The organism is Sphingobacterium sp. Lzh-3, assembly GCF_046764375.1.
GTDB lineage: Bacteria > Bacteroidota > Bacteroidia > Sphingobacteriales > Sphingobacteriaceae > Sphingobacterium.
In genome coordinates, this window is sequence record NZ_CP177226.1 from 1,201,991 (window position 1) to 1,223,369 (window position 21,379).

Annotated in this window: 12 protein-coding genes; 6 read left to right on the forward strand and 6 right to left on the reverse strand. The window is 39.4% G+C overall.

The genetic code is table 11. The features are described from left to right. The first annotated feature begins 7 nt into the window (after nucleotides 1–7). The 4 genes from ACLCDV_RS04920 to ACLCDV_RS04935 all read left to right on the forward strand — a co-directional run bounded on the left by ACLCDV_RS04920 (nucleotide 8) and on the right by ACLCDV_RS04935 (nucleotide 6,989). Nucleotides 8–1,327, forward strand: coding sequence for a RagB/SusD family nutrient uptake outer membrane protein (locus ACLCDV_RS04920; RefSeq protein WP_411973029.1), 1,320 nt, complete (start codon nucleotides 8–10; stop codon nucleotides 1,325–1,327). Nucleotides 1,328–1,401: 74 nt separating this feature from the next. Then, complete coding sequence (locus ACLCDV_RS04925; RefSeq protein ID WP_317668259.1) at nucleotides 1,402–2,127, forward strand: LytTR family DNA-binding domain-containing protein; 726 nt, start codon at nucleotides 1,402–1,404, stop codon at nucleotides 2,125–2,127. Nucleotides 2,128–2,357: 230 nt separating this feature from the next. Further along, a complete protein-coding gene (locus tag ACLCDV_RS04930) occupies nucleotides 2,358–5,468 on the forward strand; it encodes a SusC/RagA family TonB-linked outer membrane protein (protein WP_411973030.1) in 3,111 nt (1,036 codons plus the stop codon). 36 nt (nucleotides 5,469–5,504) lie between these two features. Beyond that, on the forward strand, nucleotides 5,505–6,989 hold the full coding sequence (locus ACLCDV_RS04935) for a RagB/SusD family nutrient uptake outer membrane protein (protein WP_411973031.1): 1,485 nt from the start codon (nucleotides 5,505–5,507) through the stop codon (nucleotides 6,987–6,989). 336 nt (nucleotides 6,990–7,325) lie between these two features. On the opposite strand, the gene ACLCDV_RS04940 is transcribed toward ACLCDV_RS04935, so the two are convergent. Then, nucleotides 7,326–8,507: a PepSY-associated TM helix domain-containing protein gene (locus tag ACLCDV_RS04940; RefSeq protein WP_411973032.1), complete on the reverse strand. Its 1,182-nt coding sequence runs from the start codon at nucleotides 8,505–8,507 to the stop codon at nucleotides 7,326–7,328. A 1-nt stretch (nucleotide 8,508) separates the two neighbouring features. After that, nucleotides 8,509–10,839 carry a TonB-dependent receptor gene (locus ACLCDV_RS04945; protein WP_411973033.1) on the reverse strand — a complete coding sequence of 777 codons (2,331 nt, stop codon included), beginning with the start codon at nucleotides 10,837–10,839 and terminating at the stop codon, nucleotides 8,509–8,511. Between the two features lie 318 nt (nucleotides 10,840–11,157). Between ACLCDV_RS04945 and ACLCDV_RS04950 the strand changes: the two genes are divergently transcribed. After that, entirely contained in the window at nucleotides 11,158–12,033 is an 876-nt protein-coding gene (locus ACLCDV_RS04950; protein WP_411973034.1) for a glycerophosphodiester phosphodiesterase family protein, read from the forward strand. A gap of 10 nt (nucleotides 12,034–12,043) precedes the next feature. On the opposite strand, the gene ACLCDV_RS04955 is transcribed toward ACLCDV_RS04950, so the two are convergent. The 3 genes from ACLCDV_RS04955 to ACLCDV_RS04965 all read right to left on the reverse strand — a co-directional run bounded on the left by ACLCDV_RS04955 (nucleotide 12,044) and on the right by ACLCDV_RS04965 (nucleotide 17,436). Continuing rightward, entirely contained in the window at nucleotides 12,044–12,469 is a 426-nt protein-coding gene (locus ACLCDV_RS04955) for a tetratricopeptide repeat protein (protein WP_317668253.1), read from the reverse strand. 101 nt (nucleotides 12,470–12,570) lie between these two features. Continuing rightward, nucleotides 12,571–14,118, reverse strand: a complete 1,548-nt coding sequence (locus ACLCDV_RS04960) for a SusD/RagB family nutrient-binding outer membrane lipoprotein (RefSeq protein ID WP_317668252.1) — start codon at nucleotides 14,116–14,118, stop codon at nucleotides 12,571–12,573. Nucleotides 14,119–14,253: 135 nt separating this feature from the next. After that, nucleotides 14,254–17,436: a SusC/RagA family TonB-linked outer membrane protein gene (locus ACLCDV_RS04965; RefSeq protein ID WP_411973035.1), complete on the reverse strand. Its 3,183-nt coding sequence runs from the start codon at nucleotides 17,434–17,436 to the stop codon at nucleotides 14,254–14,256. Nucleotides 17,437–18,054: 618 nt separating this feature from the next. On the opposite strand from ACLCDV_RS04965, the gene ACLCDV_RS04970 reads away from it, so the two are divergent. Continuing rightward, complete coding sequence (locus tag ACLCDV_RS04970) at nucleotides 18,055–18,477, forward strand: hypothetical protein (protein ID WP_411973036.1); 423 nt, start codon at nucleotides 18,055–18,057, stop codon at nucleotides 18,475–18,477. A 48-nt stretch (nucleotides 18,478–18,525) separates the two neighbouring features. On the opposite strand, the gene ACLCDV_RS04975 is transcribed toward ACLCDV_RS04970, so the two are convergent. Beyond that, nucleotides 18,526–21,213, reverse strand: coding sequence for a carboxypeptidase-like regulatory domain-containing protein (locus ACLCDV_RS04975; RefSeq protein ID WP_411973037.1), 2,688 nt, complete (start codon nucleotides 21,211–21,213; stop codon nucleotides 18,526–18,528). Between the last annotated feature and the right edge of the window lie 166 nt (nucleotides 21,214–21,379).

Sequence of the window (21,379 nt, forward strand, 5' to 3'; positions counted from 1 at the left end):
TAATAACATGAAAAAAATAATTTATTTTGGAATGATCATGGCCGCTAGTGCATTGACATCCTGTGATAAATATTTAGATATAAAACCGGTAGGCACTGTCATTCCTGCTTCAGAAAGTGATTTTAGGGGGTTAATGACAAGTAGCTATGCAAACTTTCCTGCACACAAGTCTTATCTATCCCTACGTACGGATGAGTTAGTGTTAGATGAAAGTTCGACCGATGCTGCTAGAACCAAAGATATCTATCTTTGGAATGATCAAAACCCTGATCCGACAACGATTCCTTATCCTTACTTGACATTTTATAGCAGTATTTTTTATACCAATCAGGTCATCAGTACTATTGATGAAAAGTTGGCTAGCAATCCGACGGTGGATCAGATTAAAGGGGAAGCCTATCTGATGCGCGCCTATGCACATTTTGAGTTATTAAATCTTTACAGTGAGGTCTATTCGGCTAATAATGCAGGGCTTCGCGGTGTCTCTTTGTCAACGAAAATTGATTTGGAGCAGCGTTTTGTGCCTGCGACCATTGGAGAGTCTTATGCGCAGATCCTAACTGATATGGAGAAGGGGACTAGTTTATTAACAGTGGATGATCAGGTTAAAGGTGCTAATTATCGCTTTAGCAAACGTGCCGCTTATGCAATGGCCGCACGTGTTCGTTTATATCGTGGAGAATGGCAAGCAGCGGTTGATGCGGCAAAAAAGGCACTCACTATAAACGATAAATTGGTTGACTTGAATGTTGGGGGAAGTCAACTTCCGAATGATTTTGAATCTGCCGAGATGATTATGGCCCTGGAAAAAGTGTCTGTTCCTGAAGTTCGCTCGAGCTCATTTATTTCGTCTTCCTTATTGTCTGCATATTCGGATGGTGACTTGAGGAAAGGTCGTTACTTCCAAAAAAGTGGTGGCGATTTTGTATCTCTCAAAGGTGGAGACAACCGTTTTAACGTGAGTTTTAGAAATGCTGATCTTTATTTGACTTTAGCAGAATGTTATGTACGGTTGGGGAATACTGCAGAAGCGTTGAAATACCTATCTGCTTTAAAGAAAAATAGATTCACAGCAGATGCCTATGCCAAAGAAACTAAGGCTGACGCAAGTTTGTCAACAGCACAGTTGCTAGATGCGGTTTTACTGGAGCGTAAGCGTGAACTGGCGCTAGAGGGATTACGTTGGTATGATCTAAAACGGACGACACGTCCTGCGATCACGCACAGTAGTTTCGGCAGAACGGTAACCCTGCAACAGAACGATCCTCGTTATGTGATACGCTATCCACAGGAAGCAATCAATAATAATCCCGATCTGTTGAAATAATCGATTTTTTTTAAATCCTATATATATTAATCCATTTTCTTTTTAGGAAATGGATTTTTTATTACATTCAACCCATGGGATGGAAAATACTGATTGTCGAAGACGAAGACTGGGCTTTTGTAGGCTTAAAGGAGATGTTGACTGCACTCTATGGAGAAAGCGAACTGATCTTTACCAATGCAAAAGAGGTGCAGGAAGCGGTGGTGACAATCAATAGAAATCAATTCGATCTGATTTTTATGGATATCCACCTGATGGATGGGCTGAGCTTTGAAATTTTTAAGCAGGTATCTATCGATGTGCCGTTGATTTTTACGACTGCTTACGAACAATATGCGTTGGAGGCCTTTCAAAATAAGGGTTATGCCTATCTGTTAAAACCTTTCGACAGCGATGAGTTGACTGAGGTTATGAAACGTATCGAACCGCTACTGCCCAAAGTAGAACCTCGGCTCAAACAGCGTTTTCTAGTGAAATATGGTAATTTTTTAAAGTCGCTGGCCATTGCTGATATTGCTTATTTTATGGCGGAAGACAAAGAGCTGTATGCTGTAGAAAAAGGATCTGGAATTGCATATATTATTGAAGATACCATCACTCATCTCGTTACACAGGTAGATCCAACAGTTTTTTTTCAGATCAATCGTAAATTTCTTGTCCGAATAGATGCGATTCAATCCATGTTAAAAATTAGCCGGAATAGAATTAAATTAGAGTTAATACCCTCAACTCCACCGGGAATTGTAGTCATTGTTAGTGAGGAACGATCTCCGAAGTTTCAAAAATGGCTTGATCAATAATAGTGAGTTAGCTTACTAAATAACTTTTGAAAGCTTAGTTTTTAATTTTAAATATTTCATTTACAGTGTTTTGTGTTTTTATATAACAAAATCTATTAATTCAATAGATTTTGTTATATATTTGCATTCCAATAAAAACTACTTATTCGGTAGATTTTGTTGGAATGCAAGGAGCCACTGTGTTTTTTGTATTTAATCACACTTAACTTATTTAGTAAAGCATTCTTACGATGTACGCAAAACTTAAATACATTCCTATTGCTGCGATAGCATTATCAGGTATTACTATGAACAGGTTGTATGCTCAGCAGCGGGCTATACAAGGAAAAGTTGTTGATGCCAATACCGGTCACCTACTTCCTGGAGTAAATGTTCGCATTTCGGGGCAAAATCAAGGAACCTTAACGAATTCAAAAGGAGAGTTTACAATCAATGTCACAGGTGACGCATTACCTGTATTGGAATTTTCTTTTGTAGGTTATGAATCTCAACAGCTGAAAGCAACAAGTACAAACTTAACATTGTCCTTGAAACCCTCCAGTACAGATTTGGAAGAGGTGGTGGTGGTGGCTTACGGTACTGCCAAACGTACAAACATAACTGGATCGGTCAGTACGGTGAGCAGCAAAGCTATTGAAAATAGACAGGTATCAAATATTACGAAGGCCTTGGAGGGACAGGTACCGGGCTTACAGTCCGTAGCGTCCTCGGGACAGCCAGGTACTGAAGCAGCCATCCGTATTAGGGGTATCGGCTCCATTAATGCCTCTAGTTCACCTCTGATCGTGTTGGATGGTAGTCCTTATGCCGGGGATATCAACTCCATCAATCCGAATGACATTCAGTCTATCTCCGTTTTAAAAGATGCAGCATCAAGTGCACTTTACGGCTCCAGAGGGGCGAATGGTGTGATTATTATTACAACTAAGTCCGGTGTGTCTTCCGACAACACCAAGATTAATCTCAATTTTACACAGGGCTATTCAACCCGTGCAGTCCGTGACTATGATCAGGTATCGACCGATGAATATTTTCAGCTCTATTGGGAAGCTTTGAGAAACAAAAACCTGTCAGATGGCCTTACAGCAGAGCTAGCGGCCTCCAACGCAAGCAAGACCGTATTGACAGATTTAAATATCAATCCGTATGGCAGTCAATACCCGCAGCCGGTCGGAGTAGATGGTAAGTTGGTTGCTGGTGCGAAGACACTATGGGATGACCCATGGACCGACGTATTGCAACGTACTGGAGTGCGTACACAAGCAGACCTAGGATTTAGCGGAGGTAGTGCCAAAAGCACCTATTATATTTCAGGTGGTTATCTGAACGATCAGGGTATAGCGATCGAATCTGGATTTAAGCGGTACAATCTACGCGCAAATATCGACAGTAAGGTGAAATCCTGGTTAAATGTCGGTCTCAATATAGGTGGTAGCAGTACACAACAAAAATATCCGCAGTCTGAAGACAGCAATACGGCTAACATCATAAATTTTACGAGACTGGTGCCATCTTTTTATCCATACTACGAGCGTAATGCGGATGGTTCATATGTGCTTGATGGAGCTGGAAATAAGATTTATGATTTTGGAGAATATCGGCCAAGTGGTGCCACACCACGTAGTAACCTAGCAGCCTCTCTTCCTTTGGATAGGAATGATATCCGTCGGGAAAATCTATCTGCACGAACTTATCTCGAAGTGTTGTTTTCCAAAAATTTAAAATTTAAGTCGACATATAATGTTGATTATATCAATGGGAATACACACGACTATACCAATCCTTTGTTGGGAGATGGTGTGAATACCGGTGGATATGTCTATCGTTCAAATGTTCGTACAGTAGCGCAGACCTGGAATAATTTATTGACTTACGAGAAGCAATTTGGTTTGCATTACCTCAATGTTTTGGCCGGTCAGGAATACTATGATTTTAACAGTAGTAACATCAATGGTAGCAGACAGCAATTTGTGCTCCCTTACTTCGATGAACCTGTTGCTGCTTCACAACTCAATAATTTTACAGGATCTAGTGTTGATTATAGGTTGTTGAGTTTTTTGGGAAGAGCGGAATATAACTATGACAATAAGTATTATTTATCAACTTCGTTGCGTACCGATGGTTCGTCGCGCTTTTCGCCAGCAAAACGTTGGGGAACATTCTGGTCTGTGGGAGGATCATGGAAGCTGAAACAGGAAGAATTTTTGAAGGATAACACAACGATTAATCAGTTGACGGTAAGAGCAAGTTATGGCGGACAAGGAAACGATAATTTAGGTACCTATTATGCTTATAAAGGACTTTATACCATTGCAAATAGTTTGGGTAAAGGCGGAACGTATACCGGTCGGTTGGCTACACCAGATCTAAAATGGGAGTCGAACCTCAATTTGAACGTAGGTGTCGATGTCTCTGCATTTGATAACCGCGTTTCATTGAGTGTGGAGTACTTTAACCGTCGGAGTAAGGATTTGCTGTTTACTATGCCAATGGCTTATTCAACAGGGTATACGGGCTATGATGCAAATATTGGTGCGCTGAAAAATACGGGTGTCGACGTGGATATTCGTACTGTCCCGGTTCGAAATGAAAATTTTAAATGGAATTTAGACGTCAATCTTTCGCATTACAAAAACAAGATTACAGCGTTGCCGAAGGATAACAAGCCGATCATTACAGGGAATAAACTTTTGCGTGTAGGCGGAAGTATCTATGATTTTTATCTGCCGGAATGGGCTGGAGTAAATCCAGAGAACGGTCTGCCGCAATGGTATACTGCTGATAAGGATGGTAATAAAACTGGTGAAAAAACTTCGGAATACAGCAAGGCCGGTAATTTTATTGCCGGGACTTCATTGCCAGATCTTGTCGGTGGGATTCAAAACAGTTTCGCCTACAAAAATTTTGATTTGTCTGCTTTGTTGAGTTTTAGTTTGGGTGGACAGATATTAGATAACGATTATATTCAGCTTATGCATAGTGGTAATAATCCGGGACGTGCTTGGTCCAAGGAGATCCTCGAGCGCTGGACGCCTGAGCATACGCAAACCGATGTGCCCAAATTGACAACTGATAATTTGAATTGGACCTCTTCGTCCACACGTTTTCTTTACAGTGGCACTTATGCACGCCTTAAAAATGTGAGTTTGGGCTATAGATTACCTTCGGATTTATTGAAGCGGATAGGTGTAGAAAAACTTCGTGTCTTTGCAACTGCCGAAAATCTATTGACATTTTATGGTCATCAAGGAATGGATCCAGAACAGACGGTGAATGGGGCGACCTATTTTCGCTATCCGGCAATGCGAACAATATCCGGTGGTATTCAGCTTGTTTTTTAATGCCTTATTGTTAATCTGAGAATTTAAATGAAAATCATGAAACTAAAAATTGTATATATCATATTGGCGCTCTCCTTAATGAATGCATCGTGTAAGGATGCGCTTGAATTGGATCCGACCACTTCTGTGCCCGAAGGTGAAGTATTTAAAAATACCGACAATGTTGCTACGGTGATCAACGGTACCTGGAAGTACTTAAATGATACCTATTTTACTTATGCCAATCCAGGCTATACGGCAGTAATGCGTACAAGTGATGCGATGGGAAGTGATGTTGCGGTGACGACCAAATACGGTTATCGCGATGCGTATGCATTTACCGAATTAACAAACAATCGGTCTAATCGTGTCAATTCTTTTTGGATTATGTTTTATAAAGTGATCGATAATATGAATAACGTGATCGCGAAAGTGGATGGTGCTGAAGGGGCTGTTGAATCTAAGAATGTATTGAAAGGAAAAGCAAAAGCTTTGCGCGCTTTTTCCTATTTGAATTTGGCAACCTTTTATCAATTTAGCTATTTAAAGGATAAAAATGCGAAATCGGTTCCAATTTATACGGAACCAAGTACATTGTCGACTGAAGGAAAACCAAGGTCCACACAGGCAGAAGTGTATGAGCTTATATTGAAAGATCTCAAAGACAGTGAAGGATTATTAGCCTCGGCTGTTATACGTGAAAAATATGAAATAAATATTAATGTTGTGTACGGTCTGCTTGCGAGGACCTATTTGCAAGTAGGCGAATGGAAGTTAGCCGCTGAATATGCCGAAAAAGCAGCGCAGAAGTATAATTTAATGACTCCGTCAGATTATCAGGCCGGTTTTAATGATCTTGGAAATAGTGAGTGGATTTGGGGACATCAGCAGACTAACGAGCAAAATGTGGCAAGTTATACATTTCATTATTTGGATGTGTCGTCAGCTGGATCTTATTACTATAGTTTTATGGCCGATCCTTATTTTAAAGATTTATTCGATACCAGTGATGTGCGTTACGCTTTATTTGAATGGGATAATTTACCCGGTCGGGAAGGTTTCCTACGGTATAAGAAGTTTAAGTTTAAGTCCAATTTAATTGGAGATATTGTATACATGCGTGCTTCTGAAATGGTTTTGATAGCGGCTGAAGGTTATGCAAGAGCTGGTGAAAACGATAAAGCAGTAGCAGCGCTGAATAAATTACGGGCCGCTAGAAACGCTAAACTGTTTTCAGGAAATGATAATGGACAATTAATTGCTTCCATTCTTATTGAAAGACGCAAGGAACTTTGGGGTGAAGGATTTGCTTTGTCGGATATTCTCCGGACTCAGGGAAAGGTTGTGCGTAAGTCCTATCTTGATGCGGAGGGAAAACCAATTCAAGTAGAAATTGTAGGTGCAGACGGTAAGCCTAAGCTTGTTAATGGTCAAGGGCACCGGGTTACTAAATTTCCTAATGGTTCTAATTTTGTTGAAAACAGTCCTTATTATTTATTTGCTATACCATACGAAGAGACGGTTCGAAATCCGAATCTTTAGTATGTTTTTGTTGGTTTGTTATTGAAGAAATCCGGTACACTTCTGTGTATCGGATTTTTTTTTCTCGCGCGACTTTCTTTTTTGGTTGTGTGCTTTGCTTCCTTCTGTTGAAGAATGCTTCCTTTTTTAGTATTTGCGCTGTTCGCACAGCTTCGTGTTTGGATCTTCTCGTTTTAAGGTTGTCGTCTTTTAGTCTTGTATGTAGTATTTTTCAGATGGTTTATCGCATTCCTATAAATTACACAAGAGATGGTGCCGGTAAGTAGGGTAAGGGTTAGTTTTCCACATTATGTTAATAACGCTGTTGAAAACCTGTTTAAAAGAAAAATACAGTTATTAACAGTACTTATTAACATTATGTTGATAACCTTTCTTTTTCTTCTTTTTGCTTTTGTTCATCCAGATGATATATCCTGTGATGGGCAAGGAAGCACAAAAGAGACTGGCGAGGCAAGCGATAATTTTTGTTGTGAGCCCACCGATGCCACCGGTATGAATATCATAGTTAAGTGCACCGAGCTTATCCCCATACTGCAATTCGTTGCTGGATTTGACTGCTGTGAGACTGCTGTCTTTTTTATTATAATAAAGCCAGTCAAATACACCACTTCGTTTTTCATGATGTCTCACCTGTATATCCATTGCTGTTTCGGTTTCTTTTTTTAGTCGGATCGACATCATTTCAGCATCCGGATAATTTGTTAAGGCATACCGCAGCGCATTGTCCTGAAATTTCTTTTCCACAGCGGGCAAGGGTATAGGGGAACTGTGTGTGGAAGAAGCTGTTGGCGACTGCAATAAATTGAATGTTGCGATATAGGTCTTTTTGAAATCCGGAAAAGCAAAAGCGAGCCCCGTAATGGCAAAAATCAATCCGATAAATAAACTGTAAAATCCGATGACATTGTGGAGGTCGTGGTTCAGTCGTTTCCATTTTACTTTGGTATCTAACCAAAAACTGCGCTTGAGATTCTTGCCCTTCCATTTTTTTGGCCACCAAAGAACGATGCCGCTAAGTAAGATAAGGACAAAAATGGTCGTTGACCAGGCGACGATAGGATGGCCATATTGCTTGCCCAAGAGGAGGTTTAGGTGAAGCTGAAGCACCAGTTGAAAGAATTCTGTTTTTGAATTTTCTACTTGCTGTACTTGACCAGTATATGGATTGACGAAAACGCGTTTGTAATAGCGGTAATAATTCCAATGGCCAAATGCTTTTTCGTCCGTTTTTATGGCACGAAATACCCAAGTACGATTTTTCGAAGGATAGAGATCAACCCGCGTGATTTTTTGATTTTTTTCGAGGCTTTTCTGTGCGTTGTAAAGAAGTGTGCTTAAAGGTAGCGGAGTTTTGGAGTGGTTGGTTGTGTCGGAGATAAAATATTTTTCAGGATAAGCCCAGAGCTTGAGCTCATCCTGAAAGGTGTATATGCTACCCGTCAGGCTTAGGATGAATACCACAACTCCGGTGATGATTCCGAGCCATTTATGCAACCAAAGAACGACAGTTTTAAACATATTAGAATTTGTAGTTGATGTTAAATGAGGCCAGCATACCTTGTCCTTTGACGTATTCTTCATTTAAGGCGCGATATTGACTGACAACAGGGTAATAGTTTTTATTGAATAAGTTTTCTACACCCATACCGATAGACCATTGTTTGTTTACTTGGTAGTTTCCGTTTAAGTTAAATAGGTCAACGGCCTTAACGGGGCCTTCGCTGTTTTTGTATACGCCTTTATCGTTTGGAACAAAGCGATCCCGGGATCCGGTATGCACCCAAAAAAGCTGAAAGGTTAAGGGTTTGATCGGAGTATAGTAGATGTATCCCGTTGCTTTGTCTGGCGAGATACGTGAGCCATTGAGGTAGGATTTTGATCCATCGTCTTTTTTTGATTTTCCTTCCACATAGGCATAGGTTCCACCGATGGTCAATTGAGGTGAAATATTAGCGCTTAATGCAATTTCGTACCCATACACATCTTCCGGAAGGCGTTGTGGCATCAGGTAACCGCCAATGTCCACCAGTTCAACGCCCATTTTTGAAGTGCTGTAGTAATAAGATGCCGATAACTGGAAAATGCTGTAATTACTTGAGAATCCGATTTCGTAATTATTGGTGATAATAGGGTCGGTTTTTAGGCTATCTAAATCATTATCTGTTGCCCGACGTACAATACGGCCGAGCTCATTGATTGCGAAACCTTGTGAGAAACTCACGAAGGGATTAAAGATCGCGAATTTGTTGTAACGCAAACCTGCATTGAAGGTCGCTCCTTTGTAGGGGATATTGCCTCCTTTCACGGCAATACTTCCTTCGTTGTTGGGACCTGTAGCGATGGTATTGAAATCCTTTATTTTGACTGTTGCATTTTCATAACGTACACCGCCTTTAAAGATTAAATTTTCTAGGAAATCAATTTTTACCTGGGCGTATGGAGCAACGTTTAACATGTTCATATAGGGAATATAGACCCTGCCGTCGGTCAGATTTTGATCTGTTACATCATTTAGTAAATCTACACCGTAGGTGATATCTGCATTTGAACCCAATACCTGAAAAGGTGTGTTTAGGTTGACGCGTAAGCCTTTTTTCTCCGAATTGATCTGTGTTTGTCCCGGACCATACCATGCAGAAGCTTTCTCAACATAACGGTTCATGGATCGAAATGTATTGTAGTATGCAGAAGCGGTTAAAGATGTCGAGGCGAATAGATTACTTTTAGTATAGGTCAACATGGCATTATGGTTATACGGAGTTCCAGCAGGCTTACCTGGATCTTCGCCTTTCACGCCTATCGTTGGCGTTTGACCATATACACCTGTTTGGCTGATGTATCTGTTGTGTTGGTTACTTCTGTAGAAGTTGTATACTGCCGTAATATTGGAACTGCTATCGATACGGTACCCGGCTTTTAGAAACGCATTGTATTGATAGGTGTTCGAAAGGCCGTCTGTCTGACCAAGGGGAACCCCGTCACCATCGCGTTGCAGGCCAACGTAATCGGCGGATCCACTGACGGTATAATTCCATCTATTTTTTTGTCCGTATAAGGTTTGTCCTATGCGATAGCCCATTGTGCCGGCGCTATGAACTGGATTGAATGTAGTTCTAACACTTGTGATCCCTTGTATCGGAGCTGCGTCTTTCGATGGATTGCGTGTAATGTAGTTGATAATACCGCCTGCGGAGCCATTTCCATAGATGGATGTAGCACCTTTGATAACCTCAACCCGTTCGATGACACTCGGGTCAATGGTCCGAAGATCACGTTGTCCATTCATCAAAGGCGTAGATTGCGGAATACCGTCGATCAAAACAAGCACAGATCTCCCACGAAGTGTTTGTCCGGAGTTTGTCGCTTTATTGGTCGATGTTCCAAGACCGGGAACAGTATTCCCTAAAATTGTTGAAAGATTGGTGCTGATTTGGCTTTGGGCCTCAATTTCTTTTGTGGTCAAGATCGTTACTGAAGAAGGGACAGTGGAGATGCTTTCCGCCTTACGTCCTGCTGTTACGATAATCTCATCTAATACTTGGGTAGAATTAAGCTGAATTGACAATGGGCGTTGAACGGTATCTAAATTGACCATTTTTTCAACCGTTGAAAAGCCTGTGTATGATACCCGCAATTGAATAGGATTAGTCGCAGGTCTTTTGGCAAAAATGAATTGTCCGAGTTGATTAGAATAGCCGACGCTTTTTCCGTCAACTTTGATATTCGCTTGGCTTAATGGTTTATTGTCTCTGTCTTTTACGATAAGGGATAATTCTTGTGCATGTAGCTGAGCACTTAATAGCAAAAGAATTCCACTGCTGAACATCATATATCGTGTTCTGTTTTTCATGGTAATTTATTTAGATCAAATATAAATTAATGCGCAAATATAGTTTATTTTATAGTTGTGCCAACAGCTATAGGTTATTTTTTCATTTTTTTTAGTTGTTATCGTATGATTTTCAAGCTGATTTGGTATATTATTTAACTGCTGGCTAATATGAAACTAGATTAGGTGTTTTTTATCGATAGGGGGGCCATTATCCGATGGATTGGCTGTTTACATTAATTGAACAGCTTGTTAAAGATTTATTGATTTTGGATAGTTAATTTAGTCCTATATTTTTTGATAGTTTCGGTTGATCAATTCAGCTATAATGATAAATTAATGAGAAGAACATTTTTATTTTTATTTCTTTGTTTGTCCTTCTACTCAGTAGTTTTTGGGCAAAAAATCCATTCCCTACAGTTTGAATCTCCTCAAGCGATGCGTGATTATTTTACTTATGCTAAAGGGAAAAGAATTGTAAGCGGTCATCGGGGAACGATTGAGGCTGGACTTCCTGAAAATTCGATTGCGGCATTTGAAGCTGTATTGCGAAAAACACCGGCTATTTTTGAAATCGATCCGTGTTACACCAAGGATAGTGTTGCTATTTTGATGCACGATTCGACATTGGATAGAACCACAAATGGAAAAGGAAAAGTATCTGACTATACTTGGGATGAATTGCGTAAGCTGAAATTGAAAGATCAAGCCGGAAACATTACCCGCTACGGCATTAATACACTTGAGGAAGTCATTCAATGGGCAAAGGGTAAAACCATCCTCAACTTAGATAAAAAAGACTTACCATTGACGGCTACAGCAGCAATACTAAAAAAATACAATGCCTACAGTTGGGTATGGGTTACGGTACATAATACTGAACAGGCAGCGTTTTATTTGGCGCAGAATCCAGAACAGTATATGTCCATGCATATTAAAGATCAGGCTGCATTGGAAAAATTTAAATCTTCTGGATTACCCTACGACCGTATGATTGTCTATATTGGGCCAGAACTAAAGGATTCCAATCAGGCGATGTATCAATTCTTCAATAACAAAGGTGTGATGTGCATGATTTCAGCGGCGTCTACCTACGATAAGTTGAAGACAAAAGCAGAACGCGCCGAAAAATATAGGGCCATATTTGCGGAAGGAGCTTCCATTCTTGAGTCGGATCTCCCTATGGAAGTTGGTGAAGTAATCGGTTCGTTTTGACGGATAATTATCAATCCAAATCGATATTGTCATCTAAAAACTTAAGATACTTAGGTGATTCATCTTCGAAAATATCTCTTCCTTCCATCATATAGGCGCGAAGAAGATATTCTTGGGCAGACTCGCTATTATTGTCTTCCAGATAGCACTGTCCTAAGCGCAGCATGATAAAAGGGTTTTCGTAAGCATTTTCGATAATGTTCTGTTTTGCCTTTTCAAAATGGGAGAGGGCATTGCCAAAATCGTCCAGTAAGAAAAAGGCATCTCCTATGGAAGCTTCGAGCCAGAGACTTTCCGCATGCACATGTTGTGGACTAGGGACTAGATCAAGTGCTTCAGTCCACACCCGGATCGCCGCCTGATAGTTGCCTTCATCACATTGGATGTTTCCTTCCTCGCTAAGTTCGTCTATTCTGTCTAATGTTTGATCGTCCATAACATTTTATTCTTTAGAGTGCTATACGAAGATAAGAAATATATTAATAAAAAACACCTGAGGCTTAAGCCTCAGGTGTGAGCTGATTGAAATACCTAAGTTTATTTATTCCACCATAATTTGGTGCTTATCACATCATCTCCTTGTCGTGAAAGTGCACTTTGATAATTCGTCTTATTGGTACTTTGTTCTTTTAATGGGTACACCAAACGGCTTGGGATTGTGTTGCCTACCTCAGGCGTGAAAGTATATGTAACAGGTTTGCCTTCTACTGTTCCGGTCCATGTAATATCACCTTTCTTGATTAGGAATAACGGATACCCTGTTCTTCTGATTTCGGACCAAGATTCGATACTTTGGTTGAAAAGTGCTAAGTACTTTTGAGAAAGTACATTTTCCTTATTCGCAGCGGGAAGTTTACTCAGATAGGTTGCTACCTCATCAGAAGGCACAGACCATTTTTCAAGAGAAGCCCGAACACCCTTTTCGTAATTAGATTGATCCCAGTTGTTGTTTTCAGCTAAAATGAAGGCAACTTCCGAATATTCTATAAGTACCTCCCCGTAATCTGCAGCGTTGATAATGTCACTCGGCAATGATATTTTGTCTACAGGAAATAGATTGCCCGCTGCTAGGGGGAGACCATAGGGTTGGCCGTAGTAAACATTTCCTGAGCTTGTCGGTTTAGCAAATTTTGATAGACGTGGATCTGCAATTTTAAAAGGGCCACGATTGCCTTGTAAAGTTTCAATAATCACATTAGAAATTGCAAAGTCTTTTCGATTGGCAGTTACCGTTGCTCTAAACAATGGTGCTTCATTTGGTGATGTTTTGGAGTATTTAAATACCGCATTATCATTGTTAGATGTGAATACACCTTTTTTGATAGCATCGGCGATATGTGTCGTTGCCAAAGCGGCGTCTTTGCCTTTGATCCGATTCGCAACACGGAGACGTAACGAATTGGCGAATTTTGCCCAGCTACTATTTGATCCTTTATAAATAATATCAGCTGTTCCGAAAGTCGTGGCTGTTGGATACTTTGCTAGCGTATCAGCTGCCTGCTGTAATTCATTGAGAATGTCTTTGTAGATTTTCTCTTGACTTGCATATTTTGGCGTCAGGTTATCCGGATCCTGCTGTAGCGCTTCAAAATCTGCATCTTTATTGCCATAGGATTCATAGGGGATATCACCAAAAACATCTGTTAGCGATTGGAAAGCGTAGGCTTTAAGTATTCTTGCTATCGCAATCTGATTGGTATTTGTACCAGCTGTTCCCGCTGCGGCAATCGCTTTCGTGGTTTCATTGGTATTAAGCTTAATAATTTCATTTAAATTATTAAGCGATTTATAGGTCGCAGTCCAATAGTTGTCTGAATAGCTTGTTGGTATTTGATAACGAGATTGGTCCGTATAAATGTTCTGACTGAAATACTGTGCAAATAATTGAGCACCTCGTAGGCTTACCTCTTCACTTCGTAATGCATTGACTAGCTGTTTTTCGGCGGTCACTAGAATTGTTGGCGTTGTAACAGAAGCAGGTCGATTCGGATCTGTATTGATATCGCTAAATGTGGATTTCGAGCACGAAGTAGCAATAAGCGATAGGCCGATGAATGAAGTATGTAGTATGTTTGATATTTTCATCTGTGTATATTTATTTATAAGTGCTTGTTCTGATTATCGATGAATCTGTTGCACTTGGTTTATCTTTTAAAGCTGATGAACGATCAGATTTATCCGGTCTAACATTATGGAGTAAATCATGATGAGTTTCATCTTCTAGAATTTAAGATTAACATTAAAACCATAAGTAACCGGAAGAGGTATATTTCCACCTTCAATACCCTGAACATTTCCACCGCTAGATGTGAACTCTGGATCAATATACTTACTCTTGGTATAAATGTTCCAAAGATTACGTCCGTATACATTCACGCCAATGTTTTTGATAATTTTGGGATTAGTCAATCTGAAATTGTAACCCAGAGTAACTTCCCTTAATTTAACATACGTTGCATCAAAGATTGAAAATGTTGTTGGACCATTATATTCATTGCGCGCCCATTGTTGTGCAGTAATATTAGTGGTATTCTGTTGGATGTTACTCACATCATACGAACCATCACTATGGAATGCAACATCTCCCTTAACTCCATTCAGGACGACACCCGTTTCACGAATATTATTTGCAGCTGTCTTATCCAAAATACCAGAATACATACCAACTTTATAGGTTTGTGAGAAGAATTTTCCACCCACACGACCCGAGACTAAGAAGCCTAGACTAAAGTTTTTGTAACGGAAGGTATTTTGGATACCGAAGGTAAAATCGGGCAGTACTGACCCTAAAGGAACCAACTGCGATGTTTTCATGTAGGTGCCATCTGCCTGGACAACGCGTTGTCCGTCCGGAGCATAGACAAAGTCGTAACCCAAAAATTGACCATAGGATTCTCCTTCACGCGCAACGAGCTCGACCAAGGAATTGCTTAAGCTCAATGTGTTGACCTGATCATCCAATTTAATGACTTTGTTTTTATTCTTAGCCCAGTTGATTGTCGCGTCCCAAGTGAAATTTTCGTGTTTGATAGGGGTGCCATTTAAGACGACTTCAATTCCTTGGTTATTGATTTTTCCAGCATTGAATACTTTTCCCGCATACCCGAATGATGAAGAAACAGGGACTGGCAGGATTTGATTCTTCGAATTGTTGTTGTAATAGGTTACATCAAATCCTAGTCGATTTTTGAATAATTGTATATTTAGGCCTGTTTCCCAAGAGCTGGTAATTTCAGGTTTTAGATTAGCATTTGGTTTAGTGCTTGGAAGCCCATAGGACGCTTGTCCGTCAAAGGATTGCTCGGGTTCGTAGACTTTATACAATTGATAAGGATCTGTATCATTTCCGACTTGAGCCCATCCCAAGCGGATTTTACCAAAACTAAGCCAATCCAATTTTTTAAATGCTTCCAGTTGGCTAAAAACAAAACTACCTGTCAGGGACGGATATATAAATGAATTGTTGTTGGTCGGCAATGTAGATGACCAGTCATTACGTACCGTTCCATCTAAATACAGAAAATCGTTGTATCCCAAAGAGAAGCTACCATAGATTGATGCAATGCGTCTATGGTATCGGAAGTTGTCAATTTTAACTGCATTGGCATTTTTCAGATTATAGTAATTAGGAATAATCAAACCGCCCTGTGTAATCGCATAGTCTTGCTTCCGCTGTTGGTCACGAAGATTGGCGCCTATGTTTCCGATAAGGGAGAATTTATCCCAGTTTTTCTTGGCGGTAGCTAAAAACTCGTAGTTGTATTCATTTAGTTTATTGTTGGCTTCCTCGTATTGAGAAGTGCTTCGCGAGTATACCGCAATTCGATCTTGGGATTGGAATGAATAAATATCTCCATGGACTTTAGCCCCTAAAGTCAGCCAATTGTTTAAGTCATATTGTAAACCGATATTACCGTAGAAACGATCTCTATTGTCCTCCATGTACGACTCATAGGCGGACCAATAAGGATTATCAATAAAACGGGTCGCCTCGGCGGCAGGCGTATTTTGCCATCCCGTTCTGTTCCAGGCTAACGGAGTTCCGTCTTCACGTTTGTAGTTTTCCAATATTTTGTAATCGACTTGTACAGCTCCCCATTGGAACGCTTCAAGAATAATATTTCTATTGGAAGCACCAGTCCATGGACGGCCTACTGATGCATTACGGATATAGTTAAAATTCGAATTAATCTTCAATTTACCTAATTGTGTACCTCCTGAGAAGTTAAATGTATTACGTCCCAAACTGGAGTTAGGTGTTGTTCCCGTTACATTTTTATTAGTGTAGGAAAAGCGATAATTTGTATTTCCGCTATTGCCAGCTATGGCAAAATTGTTGGTGTTGGATACACCTGTCCGAAAGAAATAACTAACATCATTTTTGGGATAAATCCACGGCGACGGATTTAAATAGTTGGCCTCATCTTCAGGGTTCAGATTATACCATTGAAGCACTGGCGTGCCGTCGAGTTTTGGTCCCCAGCTTTCATCTGCGGCATAATCGACTATTTTGTAGTCTGTTCCATTGATATTTTGGGTTTGGAAGCTTGTAGAATACCCTTGACCATAGAGATGTTGTCTTTTGGGTAATCGAACAATATTTTCAAAATCAACCCCGGTATTTAAGGAAATATCTACTTTTTCACCCTTTGATGCACGTTTGGTCGTAATCAGTATAACCCCGTTGGCTGCTCTAGAACCATAAAGAGCAGCAGCAGATGGCCCTTTTAATACCGAAATGTTGTCAATATCATCGGGGTTGATATCTTGTATCATATTACCAACATCTTTTCCGGCACTTCCGTTGATAGTAGAAGAAGAGTTCAAATCGGTATTATCAATAGGGGTACCATCAATGACATATAAAGGTTGATTATTTCCCGCGATTGAGTTAATACCTCTCAGCAAAACATGGGAAGACCCACCCATGTTTCCGCCTGAGGTCGTTACTTGAAGTCCTGCAACTTTTCCGGACAAGGCACTGAGGGCATTGGTAGGCCGCGTTTGAAGTTCTACAGATTTAACTTCCTGTACGGCATAACCCAGTGACTTTTTCTCACGTGAAATACCTAATGCCGTTACAACAACTTCGTCCAGTTGAGAAGTCGCAGGCAGGAGTTGAACGGTAGTGAAACCTGTAGTATTGGTTTGAACAGTCTTAGTTTCAAAGCCAATATATTGAATGCTGATGTTAAGTGAGCTTCCGGTCGAAGGGAATTCAAATAGTCCATTTGCATCTGTTTGAACCTGTTTTTTACTGTTTGTTTCGGTAACTGTAGCCCCCTGAATAGGATTGTTATTGTTGTCGACTACCTTTCCTTTTATAGTGGTTTGTGCGTATAGTGCGCCAGTACTAAGACAAAGCGCGGCCATTACGACAAAATTTATGTTGTTTTTTGCCATACTAATTATAATAGTGAGTTTATTGTTTGAGTTGGGTTATAGGAGATATTTGAAATTTACCTGTAAAAACATCCCCTTAGGACATTCGTTTTTTTAGGATATTATCTGTATGCTGTTTCATGTGTTAAAAAATGTTAATGCAAATATATAAAATCTACCTGATAACTATACTTTGTTTTTTTGTTTTTTGTAATTTTTGAGTCAGAATGATAAGAGGAGGTCTTTATAAGTGAGGAGTGCTGGGGCATCAAGTTTTTTTTTTTTTCGGAACAACTTCTTGTGTTCTTTTGCAATATGTTGCCTGTCAGAATATTGATTAGTAGCTGCGAATCGTAAGCGGCAACGCACGTATTGTAAATCCTCCTATTTTCGAATAAGAAAGGGCAATGTTCTTGTGTCTCCATGATCGTGAATTAAAACGTTAACACGATGATTATTTTTGGCACAAGAACAAAAGTTTTAGCTAATAAATCGCAATCGGCAATCGGAAACTGCGATTATTGTGGCACAGTTCAATCCCTTTTTGCATACAGGCAAATTAAATATTTTCATGTTTTTTGGATACCCATATTTCCCTATAGTTCGGCGGTCATTACTATTTGCAATCATTGCAAAAAGTTGAGTTATCAACGTGAAATCAACCCACAAACACTTCAGGCCATATCTTCGGGAGCTATCCGTAAAACACCTTTTCGATATTTTTCGGGCTTAGTTCTGATTGGGCTTTTTGTATCTGCTATTGTTATAGCCGGAATTTACGGTGCCAAAAAGAAGGAAAAGTATCTGAAAGATCCAAAGGTTGGTGATGTGTATGAGGTTTCCTATACAAAAGATGGAAAAACAATGCGTACGCTTTATCGTATCGCCAATTTAACGCCAGACTCTGTTACCTTTGACCTAAACGATTATGAAGCGGATAGCCGAAAGGGCCTGCGCAAATTGCGCGAGCAACATGCAGATAGCTATTCTGAAAAGCAAGGCTTATCGCGTGCCGAACTTGAAGAAATGAAAAGTAAGATATCGAATATTGAAAGATTATAATGATTATTTTTATTGTTGCTATAAGCAAGGTTCAGCACTTTACCTGATCTACATCTTTGTTTTTATAATATTAAATTTATGGATATAGCCCAACATAAAATATTGTTTCAATGTAAGTGAATTTCCAAAATATGTTACGTTGCCTTGACTGCCCCAATAATTTTGGGTATTCTGATTCAATATATCAAAGCCGGTCAATTTTAGCTGCGAATTATTTTTAAAGGTATAATAGACTGACGCATTTAAGATATGGTAGTTTTTTCTGCCACTCAATCCGCTGGCCCGGTTATCTAAGGAGTATGTTGATTCCAGCGAAAATCCGTGGATTGGATTAATATTCAATCCTGCACCAATTTTACGGATTGAATAAGTTGATTCAATAAAGTCGGGGTTATCTTTTACCGAATTTATGTTCTTGTTCCAAGAATAGGTATACTGTGGTGATATCGTCACTAGGTTTTTCCACGTCGCGGAAAATTGTTGGCTGGCATTGATCCCTATATTGGTCCCTTTATTATCAACATCATTGACGGAACTATAATTTTCATAGGTATAGATACTGTTGTTTTGCGATAGATAGAATGACCAATTTTTGCTGGCTTTTAGGTTGTATCTCAGGTAAGTATAGGTACTATAGTTATATTTTGAGCCAGCGAGAAACATCTGGGTGGTCATTTGTCCTGTATTGTTGTTTCGCCAGCTACGGGACCCGATGCTGTTATTGACATAATTGATATTTCCATTTACATTAAACTGCAATTTCGAGGTATACTTATAGTATGATATACTGACATTCTGTTTTTCGATATTGTTGAATATAAAGGATGTCTTTCGTGTATACAATGGATTTAGATCCATGACGAGTTGCTGAATTCCGTAGAGTTCGGGAGACTCGAGATCTTTATACCAGCCGAGGTTTAGATCTTTATAACGGATATTAATATTGGGCAGCCAGTAGCCTAAAGATGATTTCTCAACAGAGTTGATTTTAAGTAAATCAAAATGATTTACCTTTACTTGATAGGCTGTTCCAAACTTTACGTTAAAATCTTTGGTGGGTCTCCAGTAAAATATAATACCGGTAATATAATCCTGGTATTTATAACGATAGCTATTTTCATAAGGAGCTGCATGCATTTCTCCAGTGCTGTCGCGTTTGATATATACACTTTCCTGTGGTCCCTGTCGGTTTGTCACATAGGTGAAGTAGTAGTCAAAGTTTAGTTTTTTAATTATTTTATTATAATAGGCTGCACTGAAGTATAGGTTGTTGGAATTATTTTGTGTTCGGTTTTTATACCATAAACTAGTCCGCGGCTTAGCTGTATCATATATATTGGTATTCTGAAAAGACGTATCGGTCTTTTCATTTGTATTGATGGAAATTGTATTTCTAAACGATACGATATGATTTTTATTAAGTTGTTTTTCGATATAGAATCCATGTGAATAGTTCAGGGTATTTTCCTTATTCCCGCCCGTACCTGTTGCGTCATTAAGTTTTTTGAGATCCGTATAGGAACGGTTCATTCCGAAGGTTGAATTGTTTTTTGAATTGATACCCAAATTAGGCGTAAATTCAAAGTAGGCTGTTGTATCCATACGATGTCGAAGCAGGGTTTTGAGATTATGCCCTACAGATTTCTCCTGTCGCTGGTAATCGGATGCTGAATATTGTTTTTCCTGATCGTATAAAGAGATTTGATTGCCGGTATTTTGATTTTCGGCTTTATTATATTTCAGCATGTACATAATGTTCAGCTTGGTCTTCTTTCCCCAGTCATTGTTGAGATTAAAGCCCAAGCCAATATCGTTGGCTTTACCCGAATAGTTCCTACCTCCAAAATTTTCAAATCCATAGTTTTCGGCACGTCCAAGTCCAGCTTCTTGGTTCAATTCATTGTAATCAAAACTCTGGCGGTTAATGTTATTTCCGAAACCTAAGAAACTCAGCTGTAGTGTGTCTTTAAATGAATTGAATAAACCACCGGCCTCATACCTGCTGCGTGTACCTGCACTACCATAAAGTTTACCAAAACTGGCCTTGAGGAAATCTTTCTTAAATTTTAGGTTAATCGTAATCGGCAGTTTATCTTCGTCTTCATTATCTTTTTTTGTTTCGCCCTTATCACGGTACACCTGTACTGTTTTTATAAGAGAAGCATCCAAATTTCGTGTAGCAATACGTACATCACTCGAAAAGAAATCCTTGTCGTTTACTCTTACTTTTGAAACCTCTTTTCCTTGATAATAAATAGATCCATCCATATTAACCTGAAGACCGGGCAGTTCTTTGAGCAATTCTTCTACATTGGCGTTGGGGCGGGTTTTGAAAAAGTTGGTGTTATATTCTAACGTATCTTTATTCATCCGTACGGGGGGAACAATATTGACGACTACTTCATCGAGACTTTTGGAATCGAGCTTTAATTGAGCGAAATCATAATTTTCTCCGTTAGGAATACTAAATTCCTTACGGAATGGATTTGCATTGACATGTGAAATAAAAAGTGTTAATGCGGTCCCTGTGGGAATTTTGACAAATTCAAACTTACCTTTTGTATCTGTTAGTAGGTAGGAAACCACGGAAGAGTCTTTTGAATTGAAAATCGTTACAGTCGCTTTTTCTAATGGTTCAGCATTTTGAGCAAAAACAGTTCCGAGTACTTTGCCCTTCGATTGACCTATAACTATATTTGTAGTGAGTAATAAAATTAAAAACAAGTAAATTCTCATAAAATTAAGTACGTGTATCTTGGCTATATTGGTGGTTAAGATGATTTTATGTAAATCATTTTAATAATACATTAAATAAATGAAAATTATACTATAAAAGAAAATTTATTTTTAATACAATCGATTGCGGATTCGATCTGTTTCAATTTTTTAGATTATCAGTTCT

Bases quoted from the DNA above. Each gene is read 5' to 3' on its own strand.
- ACLCDV_RS04935 (WP_411973031.1), top strand. From the start codon at position 5,505: ATGAAACTAAAAATTGTATATATCATATTGGCGCTCTCCTTAATGAAT.
- ACLCDV_RS04950 (WP_411973034.1), top strand. From the start codon at position 11,158: ATGAGAAGAACATTTTTATTTTTATTTCTTTGTTTGTCCTTCTACTCA.
- ACLCDV_RS04965 (WP_411973035.1), bottom strand. From the start codon at position 17,436: ATGGCAAAAAACAACATAAATTTTGTCGTAATGGCCGCGCTTTGTCTT.
- ACLCDV_RS04955 (WP_317668253.1), bottom strand. From the start codon at position 12,469: ATGGACGATCAAACATTAGACAGAATAGACGAACTTAGCGAGGAAGGA.
- ACLCDV_RS04945 (WP_411973033.1), bottom strand. From the start codon at position 10,839: ATGAAAAACAGAACACGATATATGATGTTCAGCAGTGGAATTCTTTTG.
- ACLCDV_RS04925 (WP_317668259.1), top strand. From the start codon at position 1,402: ATGGGATGGAAAATACTGATTGTCGAAGACGAAGACTGGGCTTTTGTA.
- ACLCDV_RS04960 (WP_317668252.1), bottom strand. From the start codon at position 14,118: ATGAAAATATCAAACATACTACATACTTCATTCATCGGCCTATCGCTT.
- ACLCDV_RS04940 (WP_411973032.1), bottom strand. From the start codon at position 8,507: ATGTTTAAAACTGTCGTTCTTTGGTTGCATAAATGGCTCGGAATCATC.
- ACLCDV_RS04920 (WP_411973029.1), top strand. From the start codon at position 8: ATGAAAAAAATAATTTATTTTGGAATGATCATGGCCGCTAGTGCATTG.
- ACLCDV_RS04975 (WP_411973037.1), bottom strand. From the start codon at position 21,213: ATGAGAATTTACTTGTTTTTAATTTTATTACTCACTACAAATATAGTT.
- ACLCDV_RS04930 (WP_411973030.1), top strand. From the start codon at position 2,358: ATGTACGCAAAACTTAAATACATTCCTATTGCTGCGATAGCATTATCA.